We start from the raw sequence: 23466 nt of genomic DNA, 5'->3' as shown, positions 1-23466 counted from the left end.
GATTACATCCTATTAATTAATACATCCAGCATTTCATCCACCGCAGATACATATTTTGCTGCCGCATTATACGCTTGCTGAAAACGGACCATGTTCGTCATTTCTTCATCAATCGAGACCCCGGAAACTGATAGCCTGCGATTATCAACCTGCTGCGCCACCATGCTGGTGCTCTCTTTCCAGCGGTTTGCCTCTTGAATTCCGACGCCTAAGCCGCCAACGACCATTTGATAGAAATCCCCAATGGTTGTTTCGTTGCCACCGATATTAATCTTTTCAAATTGAAGTTTCCCCATTGCCGCTGCATTCGAGCCATCACCAATCGAAAGGGATGTGGCAGCCGCAAGCTTTCCTGGAAAATCTACTAATCTAGGATTGATGATCATACTAGCAGCATCCGTAGGCGGCTGTGTTGGATCATCTTTATCTACAAAAAATAAAACTTTTTCTACTTGCGCACCCGCTTGAATATCATCTAAGTTTCTAGCATCGTCGCCAGCATGAATCGCATTCATTTGTTGTGCAATCGTACTAGCTAATACATCAAAATTCGCTCTCAGTGATGCGATGCTATTCGAGTTGGGACCTGCCAATGAATCAACAAGACCCTTGATTTCTCCGCCGTCTAACTCTACTGCATTTCCGGAAATGCTCGCTTCACCTGTTTGCGGATTCACCGCCAATGTTTCTGTGTCTTTACCGTTCACAAGTGCCACACCACTGACCGAAACATTGACCGTCCCACTTTGATCAGAAGTCACTTGGATATTGACTAGTTTTGATAGTTTATCTAACACGACATCTCGCTTATCGAGTAAATCATTCGGCTGAAATCCGCTTGCAGTCATTAACGCGATTTGCTTGTTTAGGTCCGCCACTTCTTTTGCAGATGCATTGATTTCATCCATTTTACCTGTAATCTGGATTTTCAAATCCTTCTCCACCTGATCGATACCGGATGAAATAGTATTAAACGTATCTGCAACTGCCTTTCCGTTTGCCACAACGACTGTTCTCACTGCTAAACTTTCCGGCTGTTTCGCAAGCTCCTGAAAGCTTTGCCAAAAACGATCCAGCGTAGCATTAAGCCCATAATCCGTCGGCTCATTCATGACCGATTCAACACTGGATAGAGCAGCAGCTGTTGATTCCCAATACCCTGTCTTTTGCTGCTCATTACGGTATTGCTGATCTAGAAATTGATCCCGAATACGTTTCAGCTCTGTTACCTCAACACCTGTCCCCATCGTCATCGCTGCCGTTCCATTGTGCTTGCTTGGATACGCTAATGGAGTTGTCGATTGTAAGACTGCTTCCTGTCTTGAATATCCGACCGTGTTGGCATTGGCAATATTATGTCCCGTTGTACTGAGAGCTCCCTGCTGGGCTAAAATCGACCTCTTGCCTATTTCTAATCCATGAAAGGTTGAATACATTGTTGGTCTCCCCTATGCTTTTGCATCAAATAATCGTACCGACTCTTTCGGTTCCTTTGAACCCGCCTTTGAACTATACACACCAGAATCCTCTGATTTTGGCAGCATTTGCTCCATCATAAATTGAGTGAAAGTTAACGATTGCTTGATTAATTGCTGATTGGTTTCGTTCACTTGTTGAATTTCTGCTAACAACTGTGTAAGTCTTTGATGGAGACGAGTCCATTCTTCCTTCTCCACTCCGTCCGGTTCTGCGGCAATGATGTCGGCTAACGATGACTGCTCCCCAAGCAGCGCCGTTCTTACTTGATCCGTATCTCTTATTTTTTTTACCAGTTTTGACTCCTCTGACAAAACTCCAAGAAGTGGATTGACTTCTCCGCTGATTAAAATTTCCTGTTTTTTCTTTGCCGTCTCTAATAAGGTGTCATGAAGATCTGCTAAGGTTTGCAGCAGAATCGTTAGCTTATTCATTTATTTTCTCTCCAGACTTCCAATAAGCCAATAACTTTTCCGCAACCTTTTCACTATCTACTCGGTACGTACCATTCGCAATTTGGCTTTTCAACTGTTCAATCTTCGCATCTTTTTCCGCTTGAAGTTTTAATTGAGCCTCCGTGGAGATTTCTACCTGCTCAAAAGCAGCTTTCTTTTCTCCCTCAGCCTTTTTTGGTTGTTCATTGTTTTTTTGATAAGCTTGATAAGCTGCACCGATCCGACTAACTGGGGTCACTTGATTGATTTTCATTCTTGTCCGCTCCTTTCAATCACTCTACTAATTTAATGTATCGGCATTATCAAATCATTTGTTTAGGGAAAATATCCCCTTTTTTTTCTAGGAAAAAAGTGCTATGATTTTTTGCAATACAACCTATTGGGGGTGAAAACCATATCCACCATCTATTACAGCATTATCGCTATTATTATCGTCCTACTACTTCTTTTCATCATGGATAAACGGAAAAAATCTAGAAATTTCAAAGACGTCTCCCTTTCTCCCAACCGTCGCGAGTCGTTCCGCTTAAAGTTCAATAATACCTTTTGTGACTTTCAGCCGTTAGTATCTCCCTCTAGGCAAATTGGTTCCATACGAGATCTCAGTTCAGGAGGTATCAGAATCGAGACGCAAACGGATGATTTATTGGTAAAGTCGTTAATGATGTTATATTTTGAATTACAGGATGAGACCTTTATTTTCGAAGGATTCGTAAAGTGGAAGCGAAACATCGGTCCGAACCGTTTTCAATATGGAATCAAATTTATCAATGTTCCTACTTATGAACAGAATCGCTTGCATATGAAATTGCGAATCTTAAAACAACAACAAGCTCAATAAATCATACACCAAACGCCCGCATATAAATGCGAGCGTTTTTTTATTATCGTATAATCCCATTTGATATTCCCATCATTTGGTCGGCATAACTTAACGCCCTGGCATTTGCTTGATATCCTCGTTGCGCCTTAATCATATCCGTCATCTCTTGGCTGAGATCGACATTAGAGGATTCGATGAAACCTTGTTTCATTTGAACACCTGTGTCCGTTACCACAGCATTAGCCCCGTTCAACAAAAAGGCTCCGCCTTCATTTTTTAGCAACTGCGGGTTATCAATCGTAACCATCGCTATTTTCTGAGTGGAGCCTGCAATCGTTCCGTCCGTTAGCACTTGAAAGTCTGCCCCACTGGCGACTTCAATTGGATTCCCATTTTGGTCCAGCAAGATATCTCCTTCTGGAGTGACTAATTGTAAGCGATCATTCCCCACTGGCGTCGCCTGAAAAGCCCCACTCCGAGTGAACATGATTTGAGCTGTATCCCCCGAGGTTCTCTGCACCTGAAAGTAGCCATCTCCCACTAACATGAGGTCAAAAGGATTATTCGTTTCTTTAAGAGCCCCTTGAGTAAGATCCATGCTAGTACCCGCCAGCCGTGACCCGAATGTTGTCCGTATCCCAGGAGGAGAAATTCTGCCTTGTTCTTTTTGCTGTTCCGCTTGATTTTGAATGGAAATAGCAAGATTATCAGAAAAAGCTGCCTCTCTTCGCTTATAGCCAGAGGTTTCCACATTGGCAATGTTATTGGCAATGGTGTCCAGCTTCCCTTGGTACGCTCGAATTCCTGTTGAGGCAATTGAAAAAGATGTATTCATCAGAATTATACCCTACCTATCGAATTTAGTTGCTCAAGCGTTTTGTCATAGGCTTGCAATACCTTTTGGTTTGCTTCGTAAAGCCGGATGTTGGCCATCATGTCAGAAATCGTCTGCGGCAGGTCAACATTGGATTGTTCAAGCATTTTGTGCTGCAAGCTCAGCCCTGCTGGAAGATTTTGTTCAATCATTCCTGGGTTGGCTCCCTCTAATTGGAACAAGCCATTTCCTTCTTTCACCAACTGATTCGGATCATTAACGACCATCAACCCAATCGAGCCCACCGTTCTTGCTCGGTCCGAATCATCAGGGTGAACGATGATTTCCCCATTCTCTCGAATCCCAACATCCCCGGAAGTCAGCTCAACATCCATGATTGGAGCACCGTTTTGACCTAAAACCAATTCCCCTGTAGAAGTTGTCAGCTGACCGTTCGCATTCACCGAAAACTGACCATTTCGTGTCAAACGAAAACCGCCATCCGCCGATTGTACAGCAATGAATGCGGACGGTTTAATCATTCGGTTATTTTGCATAATTGGTGTAAGCTGCTGGTCATTAATCGCCACATCAAACGGTTGGTTTGTACTGACCAAACTGCCTTGGGAAAACATTGGCAATGTTTCTTGATTATAGACGCCGAACGTTAGTGTACCGATGGTTGGCCTTTTGCCTGTTCTACTATCTTGCCCATCATGAATGCGTTCGAGCAGCAATTCAGGAAACGCTCGTAATGGACTGGCATCCTGTTTGAAGCCCGGAGTTTCGGCATTCGCCAAATTATTCGTCAAAGCATCTTGTTTTCGCTGCAGGGCAATCATGCCCGACGCTGCCGTATCTATACCTCGTAGCATAGCGGTCTCCTCTCGTATTACAGATATATATTTACTAATAGTCCTTTAATTTCGCCTAGTTTCTCTAACAGTTCAACCGAAGTGGCTTGTCTTTCCATGATGGCTTCTGATAATTCTAAGAGGTGCCGGTCTACCTGTTTGACCATGATTAATCGCTTTTCACGCCCATTCGGATGAAAACCCTTATGCTCTTCTAACGAATAGCCATGCTGTACTACCTCTTGTAAATAATTCCGGATTGTCTGTTTAAACGCAAGCAGATCTTCGATTGTTCGCGAACGGCTTAACCGATGACCGTGCTGATCGATTTCTTTCAGAAGAACTTGTAGGCGTTCCTTAGAGAACCCAAGTTGATTTTCTTGCAATAACTGTTGAAAGGACGCTGTTTCTGTTCCTCTATCCCTTAAAGGGAAAATCCGTTCCTGATTCACCGCTGGAGGTTGTTGAATTTTCAAGCGGAACGCCTCCCTCCAATTTTTATTTTGAAATATTAGTAAAAAGTTCATTGTCGAATTAGGGCGAATCTACTACAATGAACATTATAATTCTATTCAATCAACTTTTAAAGGAGAAAAATATGTCTAGTTTAATTGGAATTGTACTTGCGCTTATATTGATTGGTGTTGGAATGGTATTAAAAGGCACCCCGTTAGCCGCATTAAACAATGCTGCCGCTTTCTTAATTATTTTTGGCGGGACAACTGCAACGATTATGGTTGCCTTTCCTTTTAGTGAATTCAAGAAGATTCCCAAATTGCTCCAAATTGCCTTATTGCAAAGAAAGACTCCTTCTAAAGTTGAGCAAATTGCCCTTTTAATAAGATGTGCGGAAGTGGCAAAGAAGGAAGGACTTCTTGCTCTAGAGGAAATTGTCCTTGAAATAGATGATCCTTTTTTCAAAAAGGGACTTGAAATGATTATCGACGGAAATGATGCCGAGTTCATTGAAGAAGTATTATTCGATGAGGTTGAAGCGATGGATAAACGTCACAAGGTTGGCGCCCTCATTTTCACCCAGGCAGGGACCTATGCCCCGACACTTGGCGTACTCGGAGCCGTTATCGGACTTGTTGCGGCACTCGTCAACTTAAATGACATCGAAAAGATTGGTCATTCCATCTCGGCAGCGTTTATTGCTACCTTGCTAGGTATTTTTTCTGGATACGTCCTTTGGCACCCAATTGCCAATAAATTAAAGCGCATTTCAAAACAGGAACAAGAAGGAAAGATGTTGGTCATTGAAGGGTTGCTTGCTGTATATAAAGGCGTGATTCCAAAGATGCTGGAAACGAAATTAATGGTGTACCTGCCGCCGAAAGATCGCGAGAAATACCAAATGAAGGCCGGGGAGAGAGCAAATGAGAAAGTCGCGTAAAAGGTTACATGAGGAACACGAGGAGGAAATTCCCGAATCATGGCTCCTTCCATATGCAGATATCTTAACCCTTTTACTCGCTCTGTTTATTGTGTTATACGCAGCGGGCGTCACGGATCAGCAGAAGTATAATGCGATTATGGATTCCTTTAAGGTCGAATTAACTGGGAAAGCTGTTGAGAAAAAAGATGCAGGTCCTTCCCCAACACCTCCAAAAGAACCTTCCGAACAGGCGGCGAATGTTCCTTCTGGAAATAGCGAGCAGGAGAAGGAAACAAAGCAGCTTGATCAATTAAAGCAGCAATTAGAGAAATATATTGCCGACAACCAGCTGCAAGACGTTGTTTCGCTGCAAGATACGGAACGAGGAATTGAAGTCACCTTAAAAGACATCATACTTTTTGATATTGGACAGGCTGTACTAAAGGACGAATCCTTCAAAACGTTGGATACATTAGTCGGCCTAATTACAGCCGTACCGAACCAAATAAGCATTGAAGGTCATACAGACAATGTCCCAATTTCAACGTCCACTTATCCATCCAATTGGGAGCTTTCCTCCGCAAGAGCGGTTAGTGTCCTACACTATTTTAATTCACGAGGGATTCCACAGGAACGGATGCAATTTACTGGTTTTGGCGAATTTCAACCACTTTACGCGAATGACACTTCCGAAAACCGTCAGGGGAACCGCCGGGTCAATATCGTCATTTTACGTGCTGCACAATAACAAGAAAACTTTAAACAAAAGGCGTGAATTCTTATAAGAATTCACGCCTTTATCTTTATAACCCAATGATGGTTATATTTGATTTTCTTAAAAAATTTCTTTTTTTCCTTCGGCTGATTATGGTATTCAACTTATCAGATTAGCAGCACGAAATGTCCTATTTAAACAATAAAAAGCTTCAAATAAAAAAGGGTATATTAAATAGAAGAAACTCGGAATAAAAACTGAAATTTTCCGATTCCTTTTAGATGAATTTATCCATTTTTCTATGCCTTTCATTCAAATAAACGGGCATACTCCTTCGCATCTTCGGATATCTTTTCTTCTCTATTCGAACCCTTTGCCTTACCTAGTATTTGACCTATCACAAATTTTGTATAGGTTAAAGATTGCTGCAATAATTGCTGATTAAGCTTATTGACTTTAAGAATCTCATCAAACAGGCGCACTAGCAATTGTAACTGCGCCTCCAGTTCATCCTTTGTTTTTCCGTCCGGCTGCTGTTCGATTAGTTTGACAAGGGGCAGATAGGATTTATCATGCTCTAACACTTCCATTCTCATCTCATCTGCTTGATTGACTTTTTTCTTCAACTGAGATTCATCCGCCATGATCGCAAGCAGTGGATTAATCTCTGCAGAGACTAATATTTCCTGCTTTTTCTTAGCGCTTTCTAGCAACGTTATGTGCAGGTCCACTAACATATGTAATGCATCCGCTAGGGTGTTTGTTTCACCTGAGCTGTTTTCAAAGGCTTCGTTTACCGAATCCATGATATTCTTGGGATTGCTGTATTTCATAAGAACGCTCCTTTAAACTCTATCCTTATATTGGTTATCGGCCAATGATCATAGAATGTTTATAGTTTTTGCAAAATTTTTTATGGCTATTTTTTCAAAAAGCCAATTGTCGAAATTAATCGTTTCACGTACAATGCTAATTATATATAAAATTTTTGAGGAACGACTGTTTGTGAAGGAAGGGCCCAACTGTGAACAAATTTTTGAAATTTAGCTTTAGTGTGATTGTTTTGTGTTTCGCTATTTTAGTAGACTATCGTGCTATTATCGAAAACTATAGAGATATTTTAGCTGAGTTTGGGCCTTTACAAATGGAAAAACAAGAGGTTGTGACTCTGTCAGCAGAAGTCGTGTTGGCAGAAGAGATTCAATTGGACGTGCCTCTATTCAATCAAATGGATATCCCACGTTTATATAATGGCTGTGAAGTAACCAGCTTGGCGATGTTGCTCGGCTTTTGGGGAATCAATATCAGCAAAAATGAGCTTGCAGTCCAAATCCCGCGAGTCCCGCTCCAGTACGGAGATGGGAAATACGGAAATCCTAATATGGGCTTTGTCGGTAATATGGAAGATGGTCCGGGCCTAGGTGTTTATCATGAGCCTATTTTCAAATTGGCTCAATCCTATGTGACTGAACCATTAAAAGTTATCAATCTATCAAACCAATCTTTTTCCACTTTGTTTGAGAAAGTCAGTCAGGGGAAACCCGTATGGGTGATTACGACCACCAGTTTTTCACCGATACAACAGTTCCAAAGCTGGTCTACCCCACAAGGTTCCGTAGATATTACCTTTAAGATGCACAGCGTGGTCATTACCGGCTACGATCAAGAATACATTTACCTCAACGATCCATATGGGACCAAAAACAAAAAAGTGAACCGCGAAGCCTTTATCGCGTCATGGGAGCAAATGGGATCCCAAGCCATTGTGATCGAAGAAAAATAACGGTAAACAGACTCCTGGCATAGACAGGGGCCTTACTTATAAGTTGCAGAAGACCTGCAATAGGAAACCAAAACTCAATTGTAAACCGTAAAAAAATGAGCTGCCCTAAAAAGGACAGCCATAGTGACAATATTACTAGTACTTGCTAAGGAGAGTAGCAAGTTACATTAGTATTATCGACTAACTAACAAAAATAGTATAGCCCTTTTTGAAAAAAAATTTTGTCTAACAAAAAACCAGCCAAATAATCCAGTTTGGAATTAATTAATAGATTGTTTTTAATTTTGTATAAACAATATTCAAAGCGTCCATATTTCTGCTGCATGAAAAAAGAAAACGGAACAATACTATCAGAGTGGCAGGCAAAGAGCATAGGAGAATTATCACGGAATTTGTCGAATTTTAGTGACTTTTTACTATTCATATGTTTATAATATAAAGTATTTGTTTAAAGGCAAACTCACTGAAAAGCGAGGACGCAAAGCTATAGGGGCTTCTGTCCTAGGACCAGCCAGCCAGCTACCATCAAATAAAAAAGGGGAATTTTCGATGTCAAAAAGTATGTGGACCACACCTGAAGAAGCAATGCGGAAGAAGAAAATGAAGAAAAACCTACTTTATTTTGCTATTATGATTGGCACCGTCGTTCTTAGTGCAGTCGTGACGGTACTCGCCAACTCAATTTAGAAAAATTCATACTTACATAGATCGTTTCGTTTTTCATTATCTTTCAACTAATAGCATACTAAAGACATACACTGAAACTGCTGGGGAACAAGGGGCAGACAGGACATACGTCTATATTGATCAGCAATTTTTAAAAATAGTAAATATTGTAAAATGGAGGGCTTTTTAATGAAGGCTCTCTTTTTTTACAAAAATCTTAAAAAAACACGAAAATTTCATAACATTTACTTGTATTCGACAAAATACAACAATATGATGTTTATTGTAGGAATATTTACCTAATATATAATTTTCCCTTTTATCAAACTTATAACGTGCATAGGCAGGTAAAAATTAATGGTATTTGATGGTATAATTATTTCAATTATTGTTGGATTATTCAGGAAAGGGAACTTAAGAGCCTTCTCTCAGCTAAATCTTAAGTGGGGCTGGGTATTCCCACTATTATTACTTGTCCAATTAACTGTTTTTATGCTCCAAAACAATAGTGAATTTTTAGGACAACTTAGCGGCTCTATTTATATCTTAGTCTATATGATTGGCTTGCTATTTTTATTTTTAAATCGCAAGAATCCTGGTTTTATCCTTATTTTTATTGGTGTTTTTCTAAACTTTCTAGTGATGGGCGTTAATGGGGGCAGAATGCCCGTTTCGGTAGAGTCTGCGGCAGTTTTAGACCCTAGTTACATTGAAGCGCTAAAAGAAAGCTTGTATGCCAAGCATACAATGTTAACATCTACTACTCATCTTGGATTTTTGGGTGATGTGATTCCAATTTCTGATCCTTACCCGCGTACACAAATCATTAGTATCGGCGATATTATTATGAATATCGGAATCTTCATTTTCATTCAATACATAATGGTCCGCCATCCACTGGCAAAAAAGAGTGGTGTTTCCCCGCTATCCATGAAGGGGGGTGAACAAGGATGAAAAAAGACCAAAAGCAAGGACTTAAATTGACTGGCATTTTATACAATGCCATTATTATTGGATCTGTTATTGTTGCTTTAACTTCTGGATTTAGACTAATATAATTATAACAAAGGGGGAAGTGATTATTTACTTTCTCCTATCTTATTATGAGAGTGATGAACAAAATGCAGTTTTTACAGTCAACCACTAATAAATACCTTTTTATTGTCTCAGTTTTAGGTATCATCGCCTTTATAGCAATATATGAATTTAAAATTCATTCATCCTCTGAATGGTTTATCACTATTGCACTGGCAGGAGCTATATTACTTTTAAATCATCATCCTATAGTACTACCCCCAAAGGGTAACTCCCTTTCTATGGATTCTTCTATATTCCTTGCATGTCTTTTTTTATTTGGACTAAATTTAACTTTAACGGTATTGCTAATTAATTCGATTTTATTTGCACTTACACAACGAAAAATTGTCTGGTGGAAACATATATTTAATTTTTCTAGCTATGTTTTAATGATTACGAGTACTTATTATATATTCATTTTAACTGGTGGTACCATAGACGGTATCCATGTCAATAACATCGTTCCTTATTTAATTTCTTTTAGCACTTACTTTGCCCTGAATGTATTTTTTATTGGATATTTCTTCATACTGGCAGCTGCTGAAAGTTTTGAAAGTGTTTTTAGAGAACTTATTAAAGAGGCAATTTCCCCTTATTTGAGTACGCTCATGCTATCATTAGTACTGGCTATACTAATGAGTTCAGAAAGGTTATTCGGACTTTTTCTTTTTACCTGTATTGCCTTTTTACTGTCTTTAGCCTTTAAGCAGCATTTTCATTTATTTAAGGAAATTTCAGAGAAAGCAAACAAGGATTTTTTAACCGGACTTAATAATCATGGGTATTTTAAAGAGATTTTAGAAAAAGAAGTAACAGTCGCGAAGGAAAGTGATCAGCCACTTTGTATCGTTCTACTTGATATCGATGATTTTAAGAAATATAACGATTTATACGGTCATATCCAAGGTGATCATTTGCTTCAGGAATTTGGCCAACTTATAAAAGCAGCTTCGGAGGTGGAAAATTACCCTGTTGCTCGCTATGGCGGTGAGGAATTTTCAATTATAATGCCTAATACACCCCCTCAAAGGGCCATTTCATTTATGAATGAACTACGGAAAAAGACAAATGATACCTACTTCGAAGGAGTGGAAAGTCTGCCCTATGGCTGCTTATCCTTTTCAGCTGGAATTGCGGAGTGCGAAATAGAAACCTATAACATTTCGGAACTTCTAAACAAGGCAGATCAAGCCATGTATGCTGCCAAAGACCAAGGGAAAAACCTTGTTCAACTTTACAATCAGTATTCTGAATACTCAGTCCAACGCTCTCTCTCCTTAGAAAAAGAATTAGAAGAAGCAGAACAGCAGTTACGCATCTTCCTCTCCAAAGATGTTTATACATATCGTCATAGTAAACGTGTGTATCAATATGCGGTTAATTTTTCGAGGATGGTATCCTTAAGTGATTATGAACGGAAAACGTTAATTCTTGGTGCATTAATCCATGACATCGGGAAAATTGAAATCCCTCGGGATATTTTACAAAAAAAGGAGAAACTTGAACCGCATGAATGGGAGATCATGAAAAAACATGTCACCTGGGGAAAAGAAATCATTTCAGTTAATAAGAGATTAGAAGACTTGATTCCATTAGTGGAGTTGCACCATGAACGCTTTGACGGAAATGGCTATCCATATGGGTTAAAAGAAAAGTCGATACCTAAACTGGCCCGTATTCTATGTATCATCGACTCATTTGACGCGATGACCACCGAACGGCCCTATCAAAAAACAAAAACATTCAACGAAGCATTCGTAGAATTAAGAGCCTGCTCAGGAAAACAATTCGACCCCCAATTCATCGAACCCTTCATCGCTATGATCAAACAAGTTGATGAAGTAGCAGGGTGACAGGCACCATTTACTCATTTTTTCCCATTTATACATCATTTTCTGTATATTTTTCTTTGGTTTTAGCCCTCAAACTTCGTTTGAGGGCATTTTTGTGGTTTGACTGTCCGCCTGAGGTGGAATCGGTGACAGGCACCGATATTTATTCTTTTACTTAAAAAGTAGAGAGAACTTACGAAAAAGATCCTTTATCTGAATAATACAGGATAAAAGACCCATAAAATTACTTTGAAAATTATCCGATATTATTTGTATATCCATAAATCGTACGATAAAGGCAAAATTATTGAAAAATGATGACGCAAAACTATAGGGGCTAACATCATGTTGGGTGATTATGCTCGCCAGTTTCCGAATACGGTCTCTTACGATTTATGAAAAAATTAAAGGGGACATATATTATGGAGATCAAGACGAATATAACAAAAATTAGAATTAAGTGGCATACGATAAGAATAAATTATTTAGTGCTATTATTAGATAGCTGTCTTAATTCAATTGTTCAAACAAAATTAAAACAAAAAATAACCTATCATACCAATAGGTTAATTGATCTTGTTTAACCAGGCACCTTACGAGGTGCTTTTTATATTTCCCAAAATGCTAAATTTCTTAAGTTGGATAGGCTATTATAAGATTAATAACTGATTGCTGTTAGGGACCTCCTTGATGGCCCCCGCTTCTATCTTCGACAGTCAATCCAGCATGGGTTAAAATGAAGCAAAATAGTTAATAATTTATAGTAGTTTAATTGAAATAAGGTGATTGAAGTTGGAATCTCAATGGAAAGTTGATGAGCTTGTGCAGATTTTAAAGAAAAAGGAAGACCATGTATCAAACTATTACAAAAAAAAGAAAGGGTTAATTGAGCCACAAAAAGGAACCCGAAAACGATTAGGAAGGCAAAACCCTTTAGATAAAAATAAAGAGAAAGAAGAAAAACGGACTAACTTACTTAATCACAACGAGTTGTTTTATTTTGGACCTGCGCGTACTGCCATATCCTTAACTAGGGATGCCCTAAAGAAATGGGAGCAAGGAGCGCTGGAAGCTGCTATTGAAAAACAGCAGGAAGCGATGGAACACTTTGACCACGATGATTTTGAATTTAATTTAGGAAAAATGTACGTAGAATCTGGTTTAAATTATCAAGAGGGGCTTTTCCATCTTATAAACTATTTTGAACGAAAAGATGAGGCTGATCATTACAAAACAGTATTAATGGACTATCTTAATATTGAAATGGAGGAAGACGCCTATTACGGATATCTTAGTGACGGAGATGTAGAAGTCAATTTTGAGGTTTCGGACCATGAAATCAGTTTTGGCGATGAATCAGTTTTCCAGACCTCCGTACCTTTGGCATTTAAAATTCCTGTCAATTTAAATCTAGAAAGAAAAGACACAGAAAAGATTCAATACAGGGATTATTGGTATATAACGGAACTGCAAGATTCAACCGATGCTGATGTATGTTCCTATGAAATCAAAATCCATCAAAATAAATCCAAAGAATTTATCGAGGTATTTTATAGTACAGTGATTGAGCTTTCCCAAGAAGGAAAAATGGATGAGTTGTCCTCCTTCGATACGTTAAAGCACAAGCTATTCCTGTACAACCTACAAAAACAATATTATCACCAAGGAATGCATGATGAACCATTTGAAATTGCTTTCCCTGAGGACACATCCCTCATCTCCATTTTATTAATCGAATTACCATTAGAAAATAACCAAGAGTTTCTAGATTTGTTTATGAGATTTGCTTCAGAACACCTTTTTACCGTAAATAACTATGATGAGATTAGTGAAGAAGAGATCGATGAAGCAGAGTACACAGCTCTAGGGGATTGGGAAGCACAACAAGATAAAAAACATGAATACCTCTCATTTCTTAAGCAATCAGAACTATTTGCAACTTTAACCGTTTTATTAGACAATTTAAAAAACAACATACCAGACCCTTATCAGGCAGAAAATGAAAGTTTATTCTTATCAGCAAAAGAACAATACCTAGCCCATCTTGGTGATTTATTTGACGAAATCAAGGATGAACATCCTGATAACGGAAAAAAGGTATATCCCAAGAGGGAAGAAAATACAAAACAGAATGATAAACTTCTCCAAGAGATTGACCATATTCTTGAACAGATTAGATCGGATAAGGTCCGTCAATCCCTAAGAATGCTTTTATATGATGCTAGAAATTCATTGGAATCCACTCCTAGACAATCAGTTGGCACCATGCGACTAACATTGGAAGTGTTAATCAAAGAATCTTGTCTTACTGTCGGATATAGCCTTACGGAGGGGAATAAGAAGAAGAACCTCTATCAACTAATTCTTGACACAAAGGAAAGGGTTTCTAAAAATATTGATCAGCTCATCTATAAAATAAGAACAAACGGAAATAATGCCCTGCATTACGATGAAATAAGAGGCCTCATCACTTTTAGTGAAAAAGAAGCTAAAGACCATTTGAACTGGCTATTACAGGTCATTGATTTCTATGTTAAAAAATTTAAGGTTTAATACCCGTTCTAACAAAAACTGCTGCCTTGATTTATATAAATGCCTACTAGAACAGGGAGTTGTTTAGAAAGTAATATTTATTTGTACGGTGTAGGATAGATATTTTTTCGTGACCCCCCCTTTTTGACAGGAGACCACTAAAAAAGTCCAGTTTTGCAAAACAAGAAGGCAATCACCTACTATATGTAGATGATTGCCTTCTTTTATTTATTGAAGGAAATTCGTGTTCAGTGTTCAAAGGAACCACTTTTTCAGTGGCTTCGGACGGTTCTCTTGGTCTTTCTTTAGTATCCATGCCCACAAGAACCGTCCCCACGGTCACGGTCACCCTCTAAATTCTCTAGGTGAGTGATTTGTGATTTTTTTGAAGTTCCGATTGAATGACCGGAGGTTGTTATAACCACAATTCATAGCAATCTCACTTATCGACTGCTGACTATTTTTTAATAGATAACAGGCTTGTGAAATTCGGTAATGATTCAAGTATTCTGTAAAACTCATATTCGTCATTTGTACAAAAAGTTTGGATAGATAGGCATAATCGTATCGTAATTGGTTGGCAATTACTTTTAGCGTGCAATCCTCCCCATAATGGCTATCCACATATAGGAGAATTTTATGGAGTACTTCCGTCTTCGTTGAGTGTTCAACGGGAAGAAATTCAGTATGATCAACCAATCTCCCGCAAATATCATACAGGAAACTTTTTTGTCTATAAATAGAATCTAATTCCTCCAAATCAGGGACTTTACTTAGGTGAATAACATTATTTTCTGGGATGTACCCCTTATAATTCATGAAAAAACGGCCAACTAATTCAGGTGAAAAGAGGACGATGGAAATGTCGGAATGGTCCTTTGCCTTCAGTCCATGGACTTGGTTATTAAAAATGAATGCGATATCATTTTTATACAATGTATAGTTTTTTTGGTCAATACTTACGAGTAATTCTCCTTCATGGACAATGATAAGTTCGTAAGCTCGGTGAAAGTGAAGAGGAAAGGTTTGGTTAACTAGTTTAAAAGACTGAAAGGATTCTTTTACTTCAACTCCATGGTGTTCAAAAAAGGCCAAAATCTTCTCCCCCTGAAAGAAAACGAATATTGTCTTAAATTATACTATATTTTGAATAGAAATAGGCTCGTTTTGGCTCCTATAATGAATCTATGAAAGTTAGAGGAGGAAGTAAAATGGCTTTTGAATACCATGTAGCAAAAAACGGCTCAGCTAGTGCAGATGGAACGGAACAGAATCCATTTTTAACAATCAATCAGGCAGCTTCTGTTGCTCAAGCAGGAGATAAAGTTATTGTCCATGAAGGAGAATATCGGGAATGGGTAAAACCGAAGTTTGCAGGATTAAGTGATTATAGAAGAATTACCTATCAGGCAGCTGAAGGTGAGAAAGTTGTCATCAAAGGATCTGAGCAAATTCAAAATTGGGAACAGGTGGAAGGAACCATCTGGAAGGTTGTCCTGTCAAATGAATTTTTCGGAGATTATAATCCATACAAGGAAGAGATTTTCGGAGACTGGATTGTTTATAATCCAGGAAGACATCTTGGAGATGTTTATTTAAATGGGATGTCCTTTTATGAGGCAGAAACGTTTGAACAGTTAAAAAACCCAGAAGTGAAAACTGAAGTAATCGACCACTGGACAAAGTCAGTTGTTTCAATCCAAAATCCAGAACAAACTAAATATCTTTGGTACACAGAAGTCGATGAGAATCAAACTACCATCTATGCTAATTTCCACGGAGCAAATCCTAATGAGGAATTAGTAGAGATTAATGTGCGTAAAGCTTGTTTCTATCCAGAACAAGTTGGTATCAATTATATCACCGTTAGAGGCTTTGAAATGGCTCAAGCCGCAACCCCTTGGACTCCGCCAACGGCAGATCAGCCAGGATTAATCGGACCTCATTGGAGCAAAGGATGGATTATTGAGGACAATATTATCCATGACGCAAAATGTAGTGCCATCAGTATTGGTAAAGAAGTGACAACTGGCCATAACTATCGCACCGTCCGAAAAGACAAGCCTGGCTATCAATATCAGTTAGAATCCGTTTTTTCAGCAAAACAAATTGGCTGGAGTAAAGAAAAAATTGGTTCCCATATTATTCGAAACAATACCATTTATGACTGTGGCCAAAATGGTGTGGTCGGTCATCTAGGCTGTGTATTTAGTGAAATTTATAATAACCACATTTATAATATTGCACAAAAGCGTGAGTTTTATGGACATGAAATTGCGGGGATTAAGCTGCACGCAGCCATTGACGTTCAAATTCGCGACAACCGTATTCATGACTGCTCGTTAGGAACATGGCTGGATTGGCAGACACAAGGTACAAGAATAAGCAGAAATCTATTCTACAGAAATAGCCGCGACTTGTTTGTCGAAGTTAGCAGCGGTCCTTACATCGTTGATAACAACATTCTTACTGCAGACTATGCACTAGATAACCACGCTCAAGGCGGAGCTTATATTAACAATTTAATTCGCGGGAAAATGGTTCAGAAGAAAATGCTTGATCGTGCAACACCATATCATGTACCACATAGTACAGAGGTTGCTGGTTTTGCTCCTGTCTATGGGGGAGATGATCGATTCCTCAATAACATCTTTATTGGCGACGAATCTGTGAAAACAGCTGGTTTGCTAACAGAAATACCTACGGAGATAACAAATGACTTTGTTGGTACAGTTCACTTTAAAGGTTATACCACTTCACTTGAGGAATACATCGAGGTTGTGAATTCAGAAGAGGGCGATCATCGTAGATTCCACCAAGTGGAGCAGCCTGTTTATATTAACCGGAATGCCTACTATAATGGGGCAGAATCGTTTGAAAGAGAAAGTGAAAGAGTGGTAGCACCTCACTTTAATCCAGAAATTAAAATCATCGAAGAAGGCAATGCCGTTTATCTTTCCATTGAGCTTCCAGAAGATTTCGAGTCATTGCTTGGAGAAACTCAATCGTCCAAAACTCTTGGCAGAGCACGTATTGTGGATGCAGAATTTGAAAATCCAGATGGCAGTGAAATAATCCTGGATAAGGACATACTAGGAGAACAACGTACAGAAAAAAGCGTACTAGGACCAATTGCTAGTTTACAAGCAGGGAAAAATCATATTAAAGTTTGGGGCTAAATGTTTCGGGACAAGGTGTAACCTTGTCCCTTTTGTTCATGGGGGCGGTTCTTCTGGTCATTTTTATAGTAACCTTGACCACAAGAACTGAACCGTCCCCACGGTCACCCTCATCAAGAAAACAGACCTTCTTTTAAAAAAAGAAGGTCTATTTTTTATATTTTATTAAAATCATCAGGATCAGCAAACATACGTTGGTCCTGATTGAGGGCATTGATTTTGTCCATATCCTCTTGTGAAAGTTCAAAATCAAAGATATCAGCATTCTCAGCTATACGGTGAGCCTTGACTGACTTAGGAATCGTCACGACTCCTGTTTGTATATCCCAGCGGATAATGACTTGGGCAGTTGACTTATTGTATTTTTCGGCAATTTCAACCAAAGTGGGTTCTTCAAGAAGACCACCTTGCATTAATGGCGACCACGCTTCAAGCTGGATACCATGCTTTTTACAAAACTCATGCAATTCTCGTTGGTTAAATCGTGGATGATATTCTACCTGATTCACCATCGGAATAATTTCACAGTTTGCAATGATTTCTTCAAGGTGATGGACTTTAAAATTACTTACACCAATGGCACGAACACGTCCATCCTTATACAGCTTCTCCAGCGCTTTCCATGTTTCTACATATTTTCCTTGTGACGGAAGTGGCCAGTGAATTAAAAGAAGGTCTAAATAGTCTAATCCTAGTTTCTCCAAACACACATCAAAAGCCGCAAGCGCTGCTTCATAGCCATGATCAGCGTTCCAAATTTTTGTGGTAATAAATAGTTCTTCTCTAGGTACATTGGATTCCGCAAGCGCTTTGCCGACTCCTTCTTCATTTCGGTAAATAGCGGCAGTATCAATGCTTCTGTAGCCAACTTCAAGAGCACTTTTTACGGAATTCACAACTTCCGCTCCGTCCTCAACCTTAAAGACACCTAAGCCCAGCCATGGCATTTTTACACCGTTATGTAAGGTGGTTGTGCTTTGTAAAGTATTCAACATTATTTTGTCACTCCTTAAATGATAGTTTAATAGATAGAATTATAGATTTACGTAGTTTCTCCACTTATGAATAGGCTCCCAATTTAGAAGACTCTTAGCTTTTTCGTTGTTTAACAGCGGCTCAAAGCCTGATAGTTCTTTTCTAAAATCCTTAACATCCGGGTAGCATATTTCCATGAGCTGTTTGCTCTCAATATCCATACTTGTTTCATCTGCTCCGATATTAAGGGCAACAGATCCAAGTCCGTCCGTCTCAACGGCTAATCGATAAGCAGCCGCTGCATCTCGTGTATCAATATAACTCCACAATATTGTTTTTCGCTGCTGGGGATTGTGAATGAATCCAGGGAAATTCTGATACATTTCAGGAGAAATGACATTTCCTAATCGGAAGGATACTACCTGCATTCCCGTTCTGCGGTGAATCATATCCGCTGTTTTCTCATTGACAATCTTGGATAAACCATAGCTTTCTTCCGGCAATTGCGGGTGGTCCTCATCGATTGGTACATACTGTGGTTGTAAATTTTGCCTTGAAAAACAAATACCATAGGACGATTCACTCGAAGAGATGACAGCCTTTTTAATCCCTAAATTCCCTGCAGCTTCTAAAATGTTATAAGTGGACATAACATTATTTGCAAAAGTCACTTCGTTTGGATGAGAATAGGCAACCGGAATCGCTGCAAGATGGACAACTGCATCAGCACCTGCTAATACCCCATATACTTCACCAAGATTGGTTAAGTCAGTTAGGACCGTTCTGCATAGTGCTTCCTTTGGATGCTTCATATCTGCATTAACGACTTCATACCCATGTTCCAAAAATTCTTTTATAACCTCTCGACCAAGTAGGCCACTTCCACCTGTTACTACTACCTTTTTCTTCATTTTAACCCTCCATCTACGAATTGAGTGGTTCCTAAAACGAATTTCGCATTGAACTTAGTTTATCATATAAACTAAGTATATGTAAAACGTTTTCAATTTTCAAGTAATACCTGTTGGCTGGCAAAAAAAAAAGGGTAAATGGGGACGAATCTCCTGGACTTTTTTATAGTATCCATGACCACAAGAACCCTCCCCACGGTCACCCGGTCTCAACCAACATCTCCCCCGAAAATAGCCACATTCTGATTTTGCAACACAAATCGATTATCCAACCATCCTAAAGTATTCAACACATACCCTAAAGAGTCTGCATTATATCTTCCTGCAATTTTTTGATAAGCCAGCAGCTCATACACTTTATTTGAATCAAAATCTACCGGATACAAGCCACTTAGAGGATTCACAAAGCCTGTGATTGGGCTTTTCAATTTACCATTTGCATCATATATTTCATTTAAATACTCAGCATCTCTTGTTGAAATGTCTATCAGGTACTTTTTATGATTGATTTTGCTGACGACTTCCACTTTGTAGTTGTCTTGATACGTAACCTCGTATTGATATTGCTCATTATATACATTGAAATCAAAGAGTAATTGGGCTCTATTTTCCAAAAAGGAATAAATATAATGGTACATGATTCCCCCGCTGCCGCCTGTAGCAATACTGATTAAAATATCCTCTACACCATCCCCAGTAAAATCCCCCAAGAATATCGTAGGATTGTAGCCAGCATTTTCACGAAGTGGAACAGTTTTTACCTCGCCAGTTCTTCCATTTTGAACATGCAGGGTGATATTTTGAGTAAATGGACTATCTGGAGTCTTTACTCCGGTTAAATAGACAATATCATGTATCCGATCCCCCGTTACATCCCCCTGCGCAAACGCAACAATACTGTGCTGATTCATCGTTGTCCTAGCATAATAGTTATACATAACATCCCTCTTTTCATGATGACTACCATCATCTTAACTGGCCTTCATGTAGTAATATCTAAGCACCAGCCTCATAAAATCTATAAGGCTCACTGAAATGACATTAAAATATCATACGCTCTCCGCTCACGAAGTTTCCGAATGTTTGAATTTCATTAATGATTCATCAAAATGGAGGGGAAAAAATGAAGAAATACGGTTCTTTTTCTGGTACAGTGTCCTCGATTCAAGATTATTTAATAGGCTCAGATGAGGAATTAAATGGATGCTATAAATTAATGTCCTTATTAAATGGAGATGGTTCCATCGTAAATTTCGTAATTAGCCCAACCACCTATTTTCTAGACCATGTTATGGTTTCAGTTGGAGACACAGTAACTGGTTTTTATGATGTCAATGTACCTGTCATTCTTATTTACCCACCACAATATCAAGCCCTCATTATCGTAAAAAATAACCCTTACCAAAATGTAAAGGTGGACTTTTTTAACAGCCAGCTGGTGAGTAGCGATGGTCAGTTACAAGTAAATATTTCGAGTTATACTCCGATACTATTGCAAAACAATCAACCGTTCTCATTGAACCCAATAAACCGAAATCTACTCGTTGTATATGGTCCAGCCACATTCAGCATTCCAGCCCAAACAACTCCCTATAAAATCATTGTATTGTGTTAAATGTTCATTGGGGACGCCGAACCGTCCCCATGGTCACGGTCACGTGAAAACTTTGTATTGTACCTCGATTGTTGGTCGTCTAAACTAAGTGTATAACACAATCAAAGTCGGGAGGAAATTCACTGTGATTTCATTCAGTATTATTGGCGGTGCCAGTTTTCGAGCTCAATATTATCTTAGAATTGCCCAGGCTCTTCCTGAGCAATTTCGTGTATGCGGATTGGTGGTCAGGGACGAACACAAGGGGAACCTGTTAGAAAAAAAGTGGAATGTCACTACATACCGGAACTTGGCTCAACTCTTGGAAAATGAAAACCCTGACTTTATGGTTGTATCCGTTAGCGGATCAGCCGTGCCTGACTATTTGCTTCAATTGGGCGAGCTTGGTATACCCGCACTAGCTGAAACGCCACCCGCTCCATCAATAGAGGGCTTAGTAACCCTTCACGAGAAACTTACTTGTATAGGAGCCAAAGTGCAGGTTGCCGAACAATATCATCTACATCCGATCCAGCAAGCAAGACTATCATTAATAGATTCCGGAAGAGTAGGAAATGTCTCACAAGCCACCGTTTCGATTTCCCATTTTTATCATGGCGTAAGCTTGATAAGGAAAATGCTCGGAATTGGCTTCGAGGATGCCAGCATTCGAGGAATGAGATTTGAAGCGCCAATTCTGGCTGGCCCCAATCGCAGCGGCCCTCCAAAAGAAGAAAAACTCATCTCGGCTGAACGGGACTTGGTTTGGCTTGAGTTTGACGGGAAGTTAGGAATCTATGATTTCACACAAGATCAGCATCGTTCATGGATTCGTTCCAATCATCTATCACTTCGTGGAGACAGAGGAGAAATATTCGATAACCGCATATCACTATTGGGAGATTATTCAACACCAGTTTATTTAGATTTAAAGAGGCTAAACAAAGGCGAAGAGGAAAACCAAGAAGGACACTACCTAGAAGGAATCATGGCAGGAGAACGCTGGGTTTATCGGAATCCTTTTATTCCGGGAAGACTGTATGATGATGAAATAGCCATCGCTTCATGCTTAAAGAAAATGGGCGAATATGTAGCGGGCGGCCGGAGCTTTTATAGCCTTGCTGAAGCCTCTCAGGATCAGTATCTTGGTATTATGATGGAAAAAGCCATCGTTTCTGGGGAAGTAGTAAAGACTGTTCAGCAGCCATGGGCGGAGGATGCTTCCTTCCCAGCGTTCTCTTAAAGAAAATAAGGGCTGAACTATCCATACATAAAAGTAGATAGTTCAGCCCTTTCTATTCATAAAATAATGGAATTCTCACGACCCGCAAACTTTTCATCACTTATATAATATCCATTCAATAGCAGCCAAAGGCTTTTGAATGCATCCGTCTTTTCGACACTTTTCACCGCCTCTCAGAAGGACAAATCCTGCATTGCCAATAGATGCAGCGATTCTAATCAATAGTTTAGTTAAACCCAATGCCACTAATCAAACGTTTGATTAGATAGACAATGACTCCCTTTAGTAAAAGAACTTTCTATTGTTTTGAAATGAATAATTTGCCGAAGAAAAGTAGAGAGTATGTTGGCCCTTCCTCAAAATAGACAATAGAAACTAGTAAATGTCATAACCTGACACACATCTCTATACGAAATGCCCATCAAACGTTTGATTGAAAGTGCGATGAACCCTTATGTAAAAAGGACCCAGTAAGTTTTCTACTGATTTTTTTGTCGTGAATATAGCCTTATGTTCTTAATCATCCCATCAAACAATTAGTAGTACCGAAGGCCGGCTTCCCTTGGAAACCGGCCCAGTACCCGATTAAACGATTTCATATTCCGTTACATTCCGATCTATCACTCGTGCTCCTTTAACAGAAGTAAAGTTCCCATTTGTTGATGTGAAAACTCCAGATGCGATCATTTCTTCCATCGCTGCCTTCACGACTGCTTCCTCAATCGGTTCCTTCGGATTTTCTACTGATAAACGGGCAGGTTTCCCGAACTCCGTAACAAACTCTAATTCTAATGTTTTAGCCATTTTATTCACCTCCTCCTATCATTTATTTTCTATTACGCTAGTAATTCGGAATTGTCGACTCTCTCAATGCTGCTGAGAGTATCATTGGACAAACCGATAACCGCTTGTGCGGCTTGTAAAAGTTGGTCAGCTGTCGCTAATCTTTGGATATTGCTGAAAGTCTTCGCCTTTAGAAGCGGTTTGCCATCTTCACCTAAACCCACCTGGAACACCACACGTAACTTAGTGGTTGCAAGAATTGCTTGTGCCATTGTAATCACCTCCTTTCACCCTTTTATATATGGAAAAGCAGGCGAAAAGGACAGGGTCATCGAAAATAAACTTTTAAAAAGCGGTTTTAGGCTACTAGAAGAAA

25 protein-coding genes and 2 riboswitches are annotated in these 23466 nt (G+C 39.2%); of the genes, 11 read left to right on the top strand and 14 right to left on the bottom strand.

The annotated features are described in order from the left end of the window. Window positions 1–2: 2 nt before the first annotated feature. From flgK to flgM, 3 genes are read right to left on the bottom strand one after another with little or no spacing between them, the layout of a single operon-like run. Window positions 3–1436 carry a flagellar hook-associated protein FlgK gene (gene flgK / locus M3189_RS18395; RefSeq protein ID WP_251636290.1) on the bottom strand — a complete coding sequence of 478 codons (1434 nt, stop codon included), beginning with the start codon at window positions 1434–1436 and terminating at the stop codon, window positions 3–5. Between the two features lie 12 nt (window positions 1437–1448). Continuing rightward, window positions 1449–1910 carry a flagellar protein FlgN gene (locus M3189_RS18390; protein WP_251636283.1) on the bottom strand — a complete coding sequence of 154 codons (462 nt, stop codon included), beginning with the start codon at window positions 1908–1910 and terminating at the stop codon, window positions 1449–1451. Further along, entirely contained in the window at window positions 1903–2184 is a 282-nt protein-coding gene (gene flgM, locus M3189_RS18385) for a flagellar biosynthesis anti-sigma factor FlgM (protein WP_251636281.1), read from the bottom strand. The genes M3189_RS18390 and flgM overlap by 8 nt, the downstream gene beginning before the upstream one ends. Before the next feature lie 111 nt (window positions 2185–2295). Here flgM and M3189_RS18380 point away from each other — a divergent pair, with 111 nt between their 5' ends. Next, window positions 2296–2772, top strand: a complete 477-nt coding sequence (locus M3189_RS18380) for a PilZ domain-containing protein (RefSeq protein ID WP_251636279.1) — start codon at window positions 2296–2298, stop codon at window positions 2770–2772. Window positions 2773–2815: 43 nt separating this feature from the next. Here M3189_RS18380 and M3189_RS18375 read toward each other — a convergent pair whose 3' ends face one another. Genes M3189_RS18375 through M3189_RS18365 form a run of 3 tightly spaced genes read right to left on the bottom strand, consistent with a single transcriptional unit; the run spans window position 2816 to window position 4898 of the window. Continuing rightward, on the bottom strand, window positions 2816–3589 hold the full coding sequence (locus M3189_RS18375) for a flagellar hook-basal body protein (RefSeq protein ID WP_251636277.1): 774 nt from the start codon (window positions 3587–3589) through the stop codon (window positions 2816–2818). Between the two features lie 5 nt (window positions 3590–3594). Continuing rightward, window positions 3595–4443: a flagellar hook-basal body protein gene (locus M3189_RS18370; protein ID WP_251636275.1), complete on the bottom strand. Its 849-nt coding sequence runs from the start codon at window positions 4441–4443 to the stop codon at window positions 3595–3597. Between the two features lie 17 nt (window positions 4444–4460). Beyond that, window positions 4461–4898 carry a YaaR family protein gene (locus M3189_RS18365; protein WP_251636273.1) on the bottom strand — a complete coding sequence of 146 codons (438 nt, stop codon included), beginning with the start codon at window positions 4896–4898 and terminating at the stop codon, window positions 4461–4463. A gap of 122 nt (window positions 4899–5020) precedes the next feature. On the opposite strand from M3189_RS18365, the gene motA reads away from it, so the two are divergent. Next, window positions 5021–5818, top strand: coding sequence for a flagellar motor stator protein MotA (motA, locus tag M3189_RS18360; RefSeq protein WP_251636271.1), 798 nt, complete (start codon window positions 5021–5023; stop codon window positions 5816–5818). Continuing rightward, window positions 5802–6548: an OmpA family protein gene (locus tag M3189_RS18355; RefSeq protein WP_251636269.1), complete on the top strand. Its 747-nt coding sequence runs from the start codon at window positions 5802–5804 to the stop codon at window positions 6546–6548. The genes motA and M3189_RS18355 overlap by 17 nt, the downstream gene beginning before the upstream one ends. Window positions 6549–6823: 275 nt before the next feature. Here M3189_RS18355 and flgN read toward each other — a convergent pair whose 3' ends face one another. Then, the gene (gene flgN, locus M3189_RS18350; RefSeq protein WP_251636267.1) at window positions 6824–7321 is read right to left on the bottom strand and encodes a flagellar export chaperone FlgN; all 498 of its coding nucleotides are present in this window, start codon (window positions 7319–7321) and stop codon (window positions 6824–6826) included. Window positions 7322–7578: 257 nt separating this feature from the next. Between flgN and M3189_RS18345 the strand changes: the two genes are divergently transcribed. The 5 genes from M3189_RS18345 (at window position 7579) to M3189_RS18325 (ending at window position 14426) form a co-directional block, all read left to right on the top strand. Next, a complete protein-coding gene (locus M3189_RS18345) occupies window positions 7579–8298 on the top strand; it encodes a C39 family peptidase (protein ID WP_251636265.1) in 720 nt (239 codons plus the stop codon). Window positions 8299–8741: 443 nt separating this feature from the next. Further along, window positions 8742–8825: riboswitch (cyclic di-GMP riboswitch) on the top strand. A 22-nt stretch (window positions 8826–8847) separates the two neighbouring features. Further along, window positions 8848–8985 carry a hypothetical protein gene (locus M3189_RS18340; protein ID WP_251636263.1) on the top strand — a complete coding sequence of 46 codons (138 nt, stop codon included), beginning with the start codon at window positions 8848–8850 and terminating at the stop codon, window positions 8983–8985. A gap of 336 nt (window positions 8986–9321) precedes the next feature. Then, window positions 9322–9918 (top strand): DUF5317 domain-containing protein, encoded by a 597-nt coding sequence (locus M3189_RS18335; protein WP_251636261.1) that lies wholly within the window; start codon window positions 9322–9324, stop codon window positions 9916–9918. Between the two features lie 158 nt (window positions 9919–10076). Continuing rightward, on the top strand, window positions 10077–11894 hold the full coding sequence (locus M3189_RS18330; protein ID WP_251636456.1) for a bifunctional diguanylate cyclase/phosphohydrolase: 1818 nt from the start codon (window positions 10077–10079) through the stop codon (window positions 11892–11894). A gap of 266 nt (window positions 11895–12160) precedes the next feature. Continuing rightward, window positions 12161–12250, top strand: a riboswitch (cyclic di-GMP riboswitch). Window positions 12251–12665: 415 nt separating this feature from the next. After that, window positions 12666–14426 carry a hypothetical protein gene (locus M3189_RS18325; protein ID WP_251636258.1) on the top strand — a complete coding sequence of 587 codons (1761 nt, stop codon included), beginning with the start codon at window positions 12666–12668 and terminating at the stop codon, window positions 14424–14426. A gap of 324 nt (window positions 14427–14750) precedes the next feature. Here the strand turns inward: M3189_RS18325 and M3189_RS18320 are convergent, their stop codons facing one another. Further along, window positions 14751–15500 carry a helix-turn-helix transcriptional regulator gene (locus M3189_RS18320; RefSeq protein WP_251636256.1) on the bottom strand — a complete coding sequence of 250 codons (750 nt, stop codon included), beginning with the start codon at window positions 15498–15500 and terminating at the stop codon, window positions 14751–14753. A gap of 116 nt (window positions 15501–15616) precedes the next feature. On the opposite strand from M3189_RS18320, the gene M3189_RS18315 reads away from it, so the two are divergent. Then, the gene (locus M3189_RS18315) at window positions 15617–17584 is read left to right on the top strand and encodes a right-handed parallel beta-helix repeat-containing protein (RefSeq protein WP_251636254.1); all 1968 of its coding nucleotides are present in this window, start codon (window positions 15617–15619) and stop codon (window positions 17582–17584) included. A gap of 155 nt (window positions 17585–17739) precedes the next feature. Here M3189_RS18315 and M3189_RS18310 read toward each other — a convergent pair whose 3' ends face one another. From M3189_RS18310 to M3189_RS18300, 3 genes are all read right to left on the bottom strand, one after another. Next, the gene (locus M3189_RS18310; protein WP_251636252.1) at window positions 17740–18579 is read right to left on the bottom strand and encodes an aldo/keto reductase; all 840 of its coding nucleotides are present in this window, start codon (window positions 18577–18579) and stop codon (window positions 17740–17742) included. A gap of 39 nt (window positions 18580–18618) precedes the next feature. Then, window positions 18619–19470 (bottom strand): NAD-dependent epimerase/dehydratase family protein, encoded by an 852-nt coding sequence (locus tag M3189_RS18305; RefSeq protein WP_251636251.1) that lies wholly within the window; start codon window positions 19468–19470, stop codon window positions 18619–18621. 209 nt (window positions 19471–19679) lie between these two features. After that, window positions 19680–20408 carry a VCBS repeat-containing protein gene (locus M3189_RS18300; protein WP_251636249.1) on the bottom strand — a complete coding sequence of 243 codons (729 nt, stop codon included), beginning with the start codon at window positions 20406–20408 and terminating at the stop codon, window positions 19680–19682. Between the two features lie 185 nt (window positions 20409–20593). Between M3189_RS18300 and M3189_RS18295 the strand changes: the two genes are divergently transcribed. Both M3189_RS18295 and M3189_RS18290 read left to right on the top strand, forming a co-directional pair. Beyond that, window positions 20594–21085 (top strand): hypothetical protein, encoded by a 492-nt coding sequence (locus M3189_RS18295; protein WP_251636248.1) that lies wholly within the window; start codon window positions 20594–20596, stop codon window positions 21083–21085. Between the two features lie 124 nt (window positions 21086–21209). Then, window positions 21210–22307, top strand: a complete 1098-nt coding sequence (locus M3189_RS18290) for a Gfo/Idh/MocA family protein (protein WP_251636246.1) — start codon at window positions 21210–21212, stop codon at window positions 22305–22307. A 96-nt stretch (window positions 22308–22403) separates the two neighbouring features. On the opposite strand, the gene M3189_RS18285 is transcribed toward M3189_RS18290, so the two are convergent. The 3 genes from M3189_RS18285 to M3189_RS18275 form a co-directional block, all read right to left on the bottom strand. After that, entirely contained in the window at window positions 22404–22553 is a 150-nt protein-coding gene (locus M3189_RS18285) for a hypothetical protein (protein ID WP_251636244.1), read from the bottom strand. Window positions 22554–22892: 339 nt separating this feature from the next. Further along, window positions 22893–23111 carry a DUF2922 domain-containing protein gene (locus M3189_RS18280; protein WP_251636242.1) on the bottom strand — a complete coding sequence of 73 codons (219 nt, stop codon included), beginning with the start codon at window positions 23109–23111 and terminating at the stop codon, window positions 22893–22895. A 32-nt stretch (window positions 23112–23143) separates the two neighbouring features. Further along, window positions 23144–23362, bottom strand: a complete 219-nt coding sequence (locus tag M3189_RS18275; protein ID WP_251636240.1) for a DUF1659 domain-containing protein — start codon at window positions 23360–23362, stop codon at window positions 23144–23146. Between the last annotated feature and the right edge of the window lie 104 nt (window positions 23363–23466).

It is taken from the genome of Neobacillus niacini, from assembly GCF_023715415.1.
Taxonomy (GTDB): domain Bacteria; phylum Bacillota; class Bacilli; order Bacillales; family Cytobacillaceae; genus Neobacillus; species Neobacillus niacini_C.
Note: the sequence above shows the minus strand (reverse complement) of the source record. Positions and strands in the feature narration are given on the sequence as shown.

What these genes read in the sequence shown, in the direction of transcription:
- M3189_RS18355 (WP_251636269.1), top strand. Translation starts at nt 5,802, where the DNA reads ATGAGAAAGTCGCGTAAAAGGTTACATGAGGAACACGAGGAGGAAATT.
- M3189_RS18390 (WP_251636283.1), bottom strand. Translation starts at nt 1,910, where the DNA reads ATGAATAAGCTAACGATTCTGCTGCAAACCTTAGCAGATCTTCATGAC.
- M3189_RS18300 (WP_251636249.1), bottom strand. Translation starts at nt 20,408, where the DNA reads ATGTATAACTATTATGCTAGGACAACGATGAATCAGCACAGTATTGTT.
- M3189_RS18295 (WP_251636248.1), top strand. Translation starts at nt 20,594, where the DNA reads ATGAAGAAATACGGTTCTTTTTCTGGTACAGTGTCCTCGATTCAAGAT.
- flgM (WP_251636281.1), bottom strand. Translation starts at nt 2,184, where the DNA reads ATGAAAATCAATCAAGTGACCCCAGTTAGTCGGATCGGTGCAGCTTAT.
- M3189_RS18305 (WP_251636251.1), bottom strand. Translation starts at nt 19,470, where the DNA reads ATGAAGAAAAAGGTAGTAGTAACAGGTGGAAGTGGCCTACTTGGTCGA.
- M3189_RS18335 (WP_251636261.1), top strand. Translation starts at nt 9,322, where the DNA reads ATGGTATTTGATGGTATAATTATTTCAATTATTGTTGGATTATTCAGG.
- M3189_RS18370 (WP_251636275.1), bottom strand. Translation starts at nt 4,443, where the DNA reads ATGCTACGAGGTATAGATACGGCAGCGTCGGGCATGATTGCCCTGCAG.
- M3189_RS18375 (WP_251636277.1), bottom strand. Translation starts at nt 3,589, where the DNA reads ATGAATACATCTTTTTCAATTGCCTCAACAGGAATTCGAGCGTACCAA.
- motA (WP_251636271.1), top strand. Translation starts at nt 5,021, where the DNA reads ATGTCTAGTTTAATTGGAATTGTACTTGCGCTTATATTGATTGGTGTT.
- flgN (WP_251636267.1), bottom strand. Translation starts at nt 7,321, where the DNA reads ATGGATTCGGTAAACGAAGCCTTTGAAAACAGCTCAGGTGAAACAAAC.
- M3189_RS18280 (WP_251636242.1), bottom strand. Translation starts at nt 23,111, where the DNA reads ATGGCTAAAACATTAGAATTAGAGTTTGTTACGGAGTTCGGGAAACCT.
- flgK (WP_251636290.1), bottom strand. Translation starts at nt 1,436, where the DNA reads ATGTATTCAACCTTTCATGGATTAGAAATAGGCAAGAGGTCGATTTTA.
- M3189_RS18275 (WP_251636240.1), bottom strand. Translation starts at nt 23,362, where the DNA reads ATGGCACAAGCAATTCTTGCAACCACTAAGTTACGTGTGGTGTTCCAG.
- M3189_RS18340 (WP_251636263.1), top strand. Translation starts at nt 8,848, where the DNA reads ATGTCAAAAAGTATGTGGACCACACCTGAAGAAGCAATGCGGAAGAAG.
- M3189_RS18330 (WP_251636456.1), top strand. Translation starts at nt 10,077, where the DNA reads ATGAACAAAATGCAGTTTTTACAGTCAACCACTAATAAATACCTTTTT.
- M3189_RS18310 (WP_251636252.1), bottom strand. Translation starts at nt 18,579, where the DNA reads ATGTTGAATACTTTACAAAGCACAACCACCTTACATAACGGTGTAAAA.
- M3189_RS18315 (WP_251636254.1), top strand. Translation starts at nt 15,617, where the DNA reads ATGGCTTTTGAATACCATGTAGCAAAAAACGGCTCAGCTAGTGCAGAT.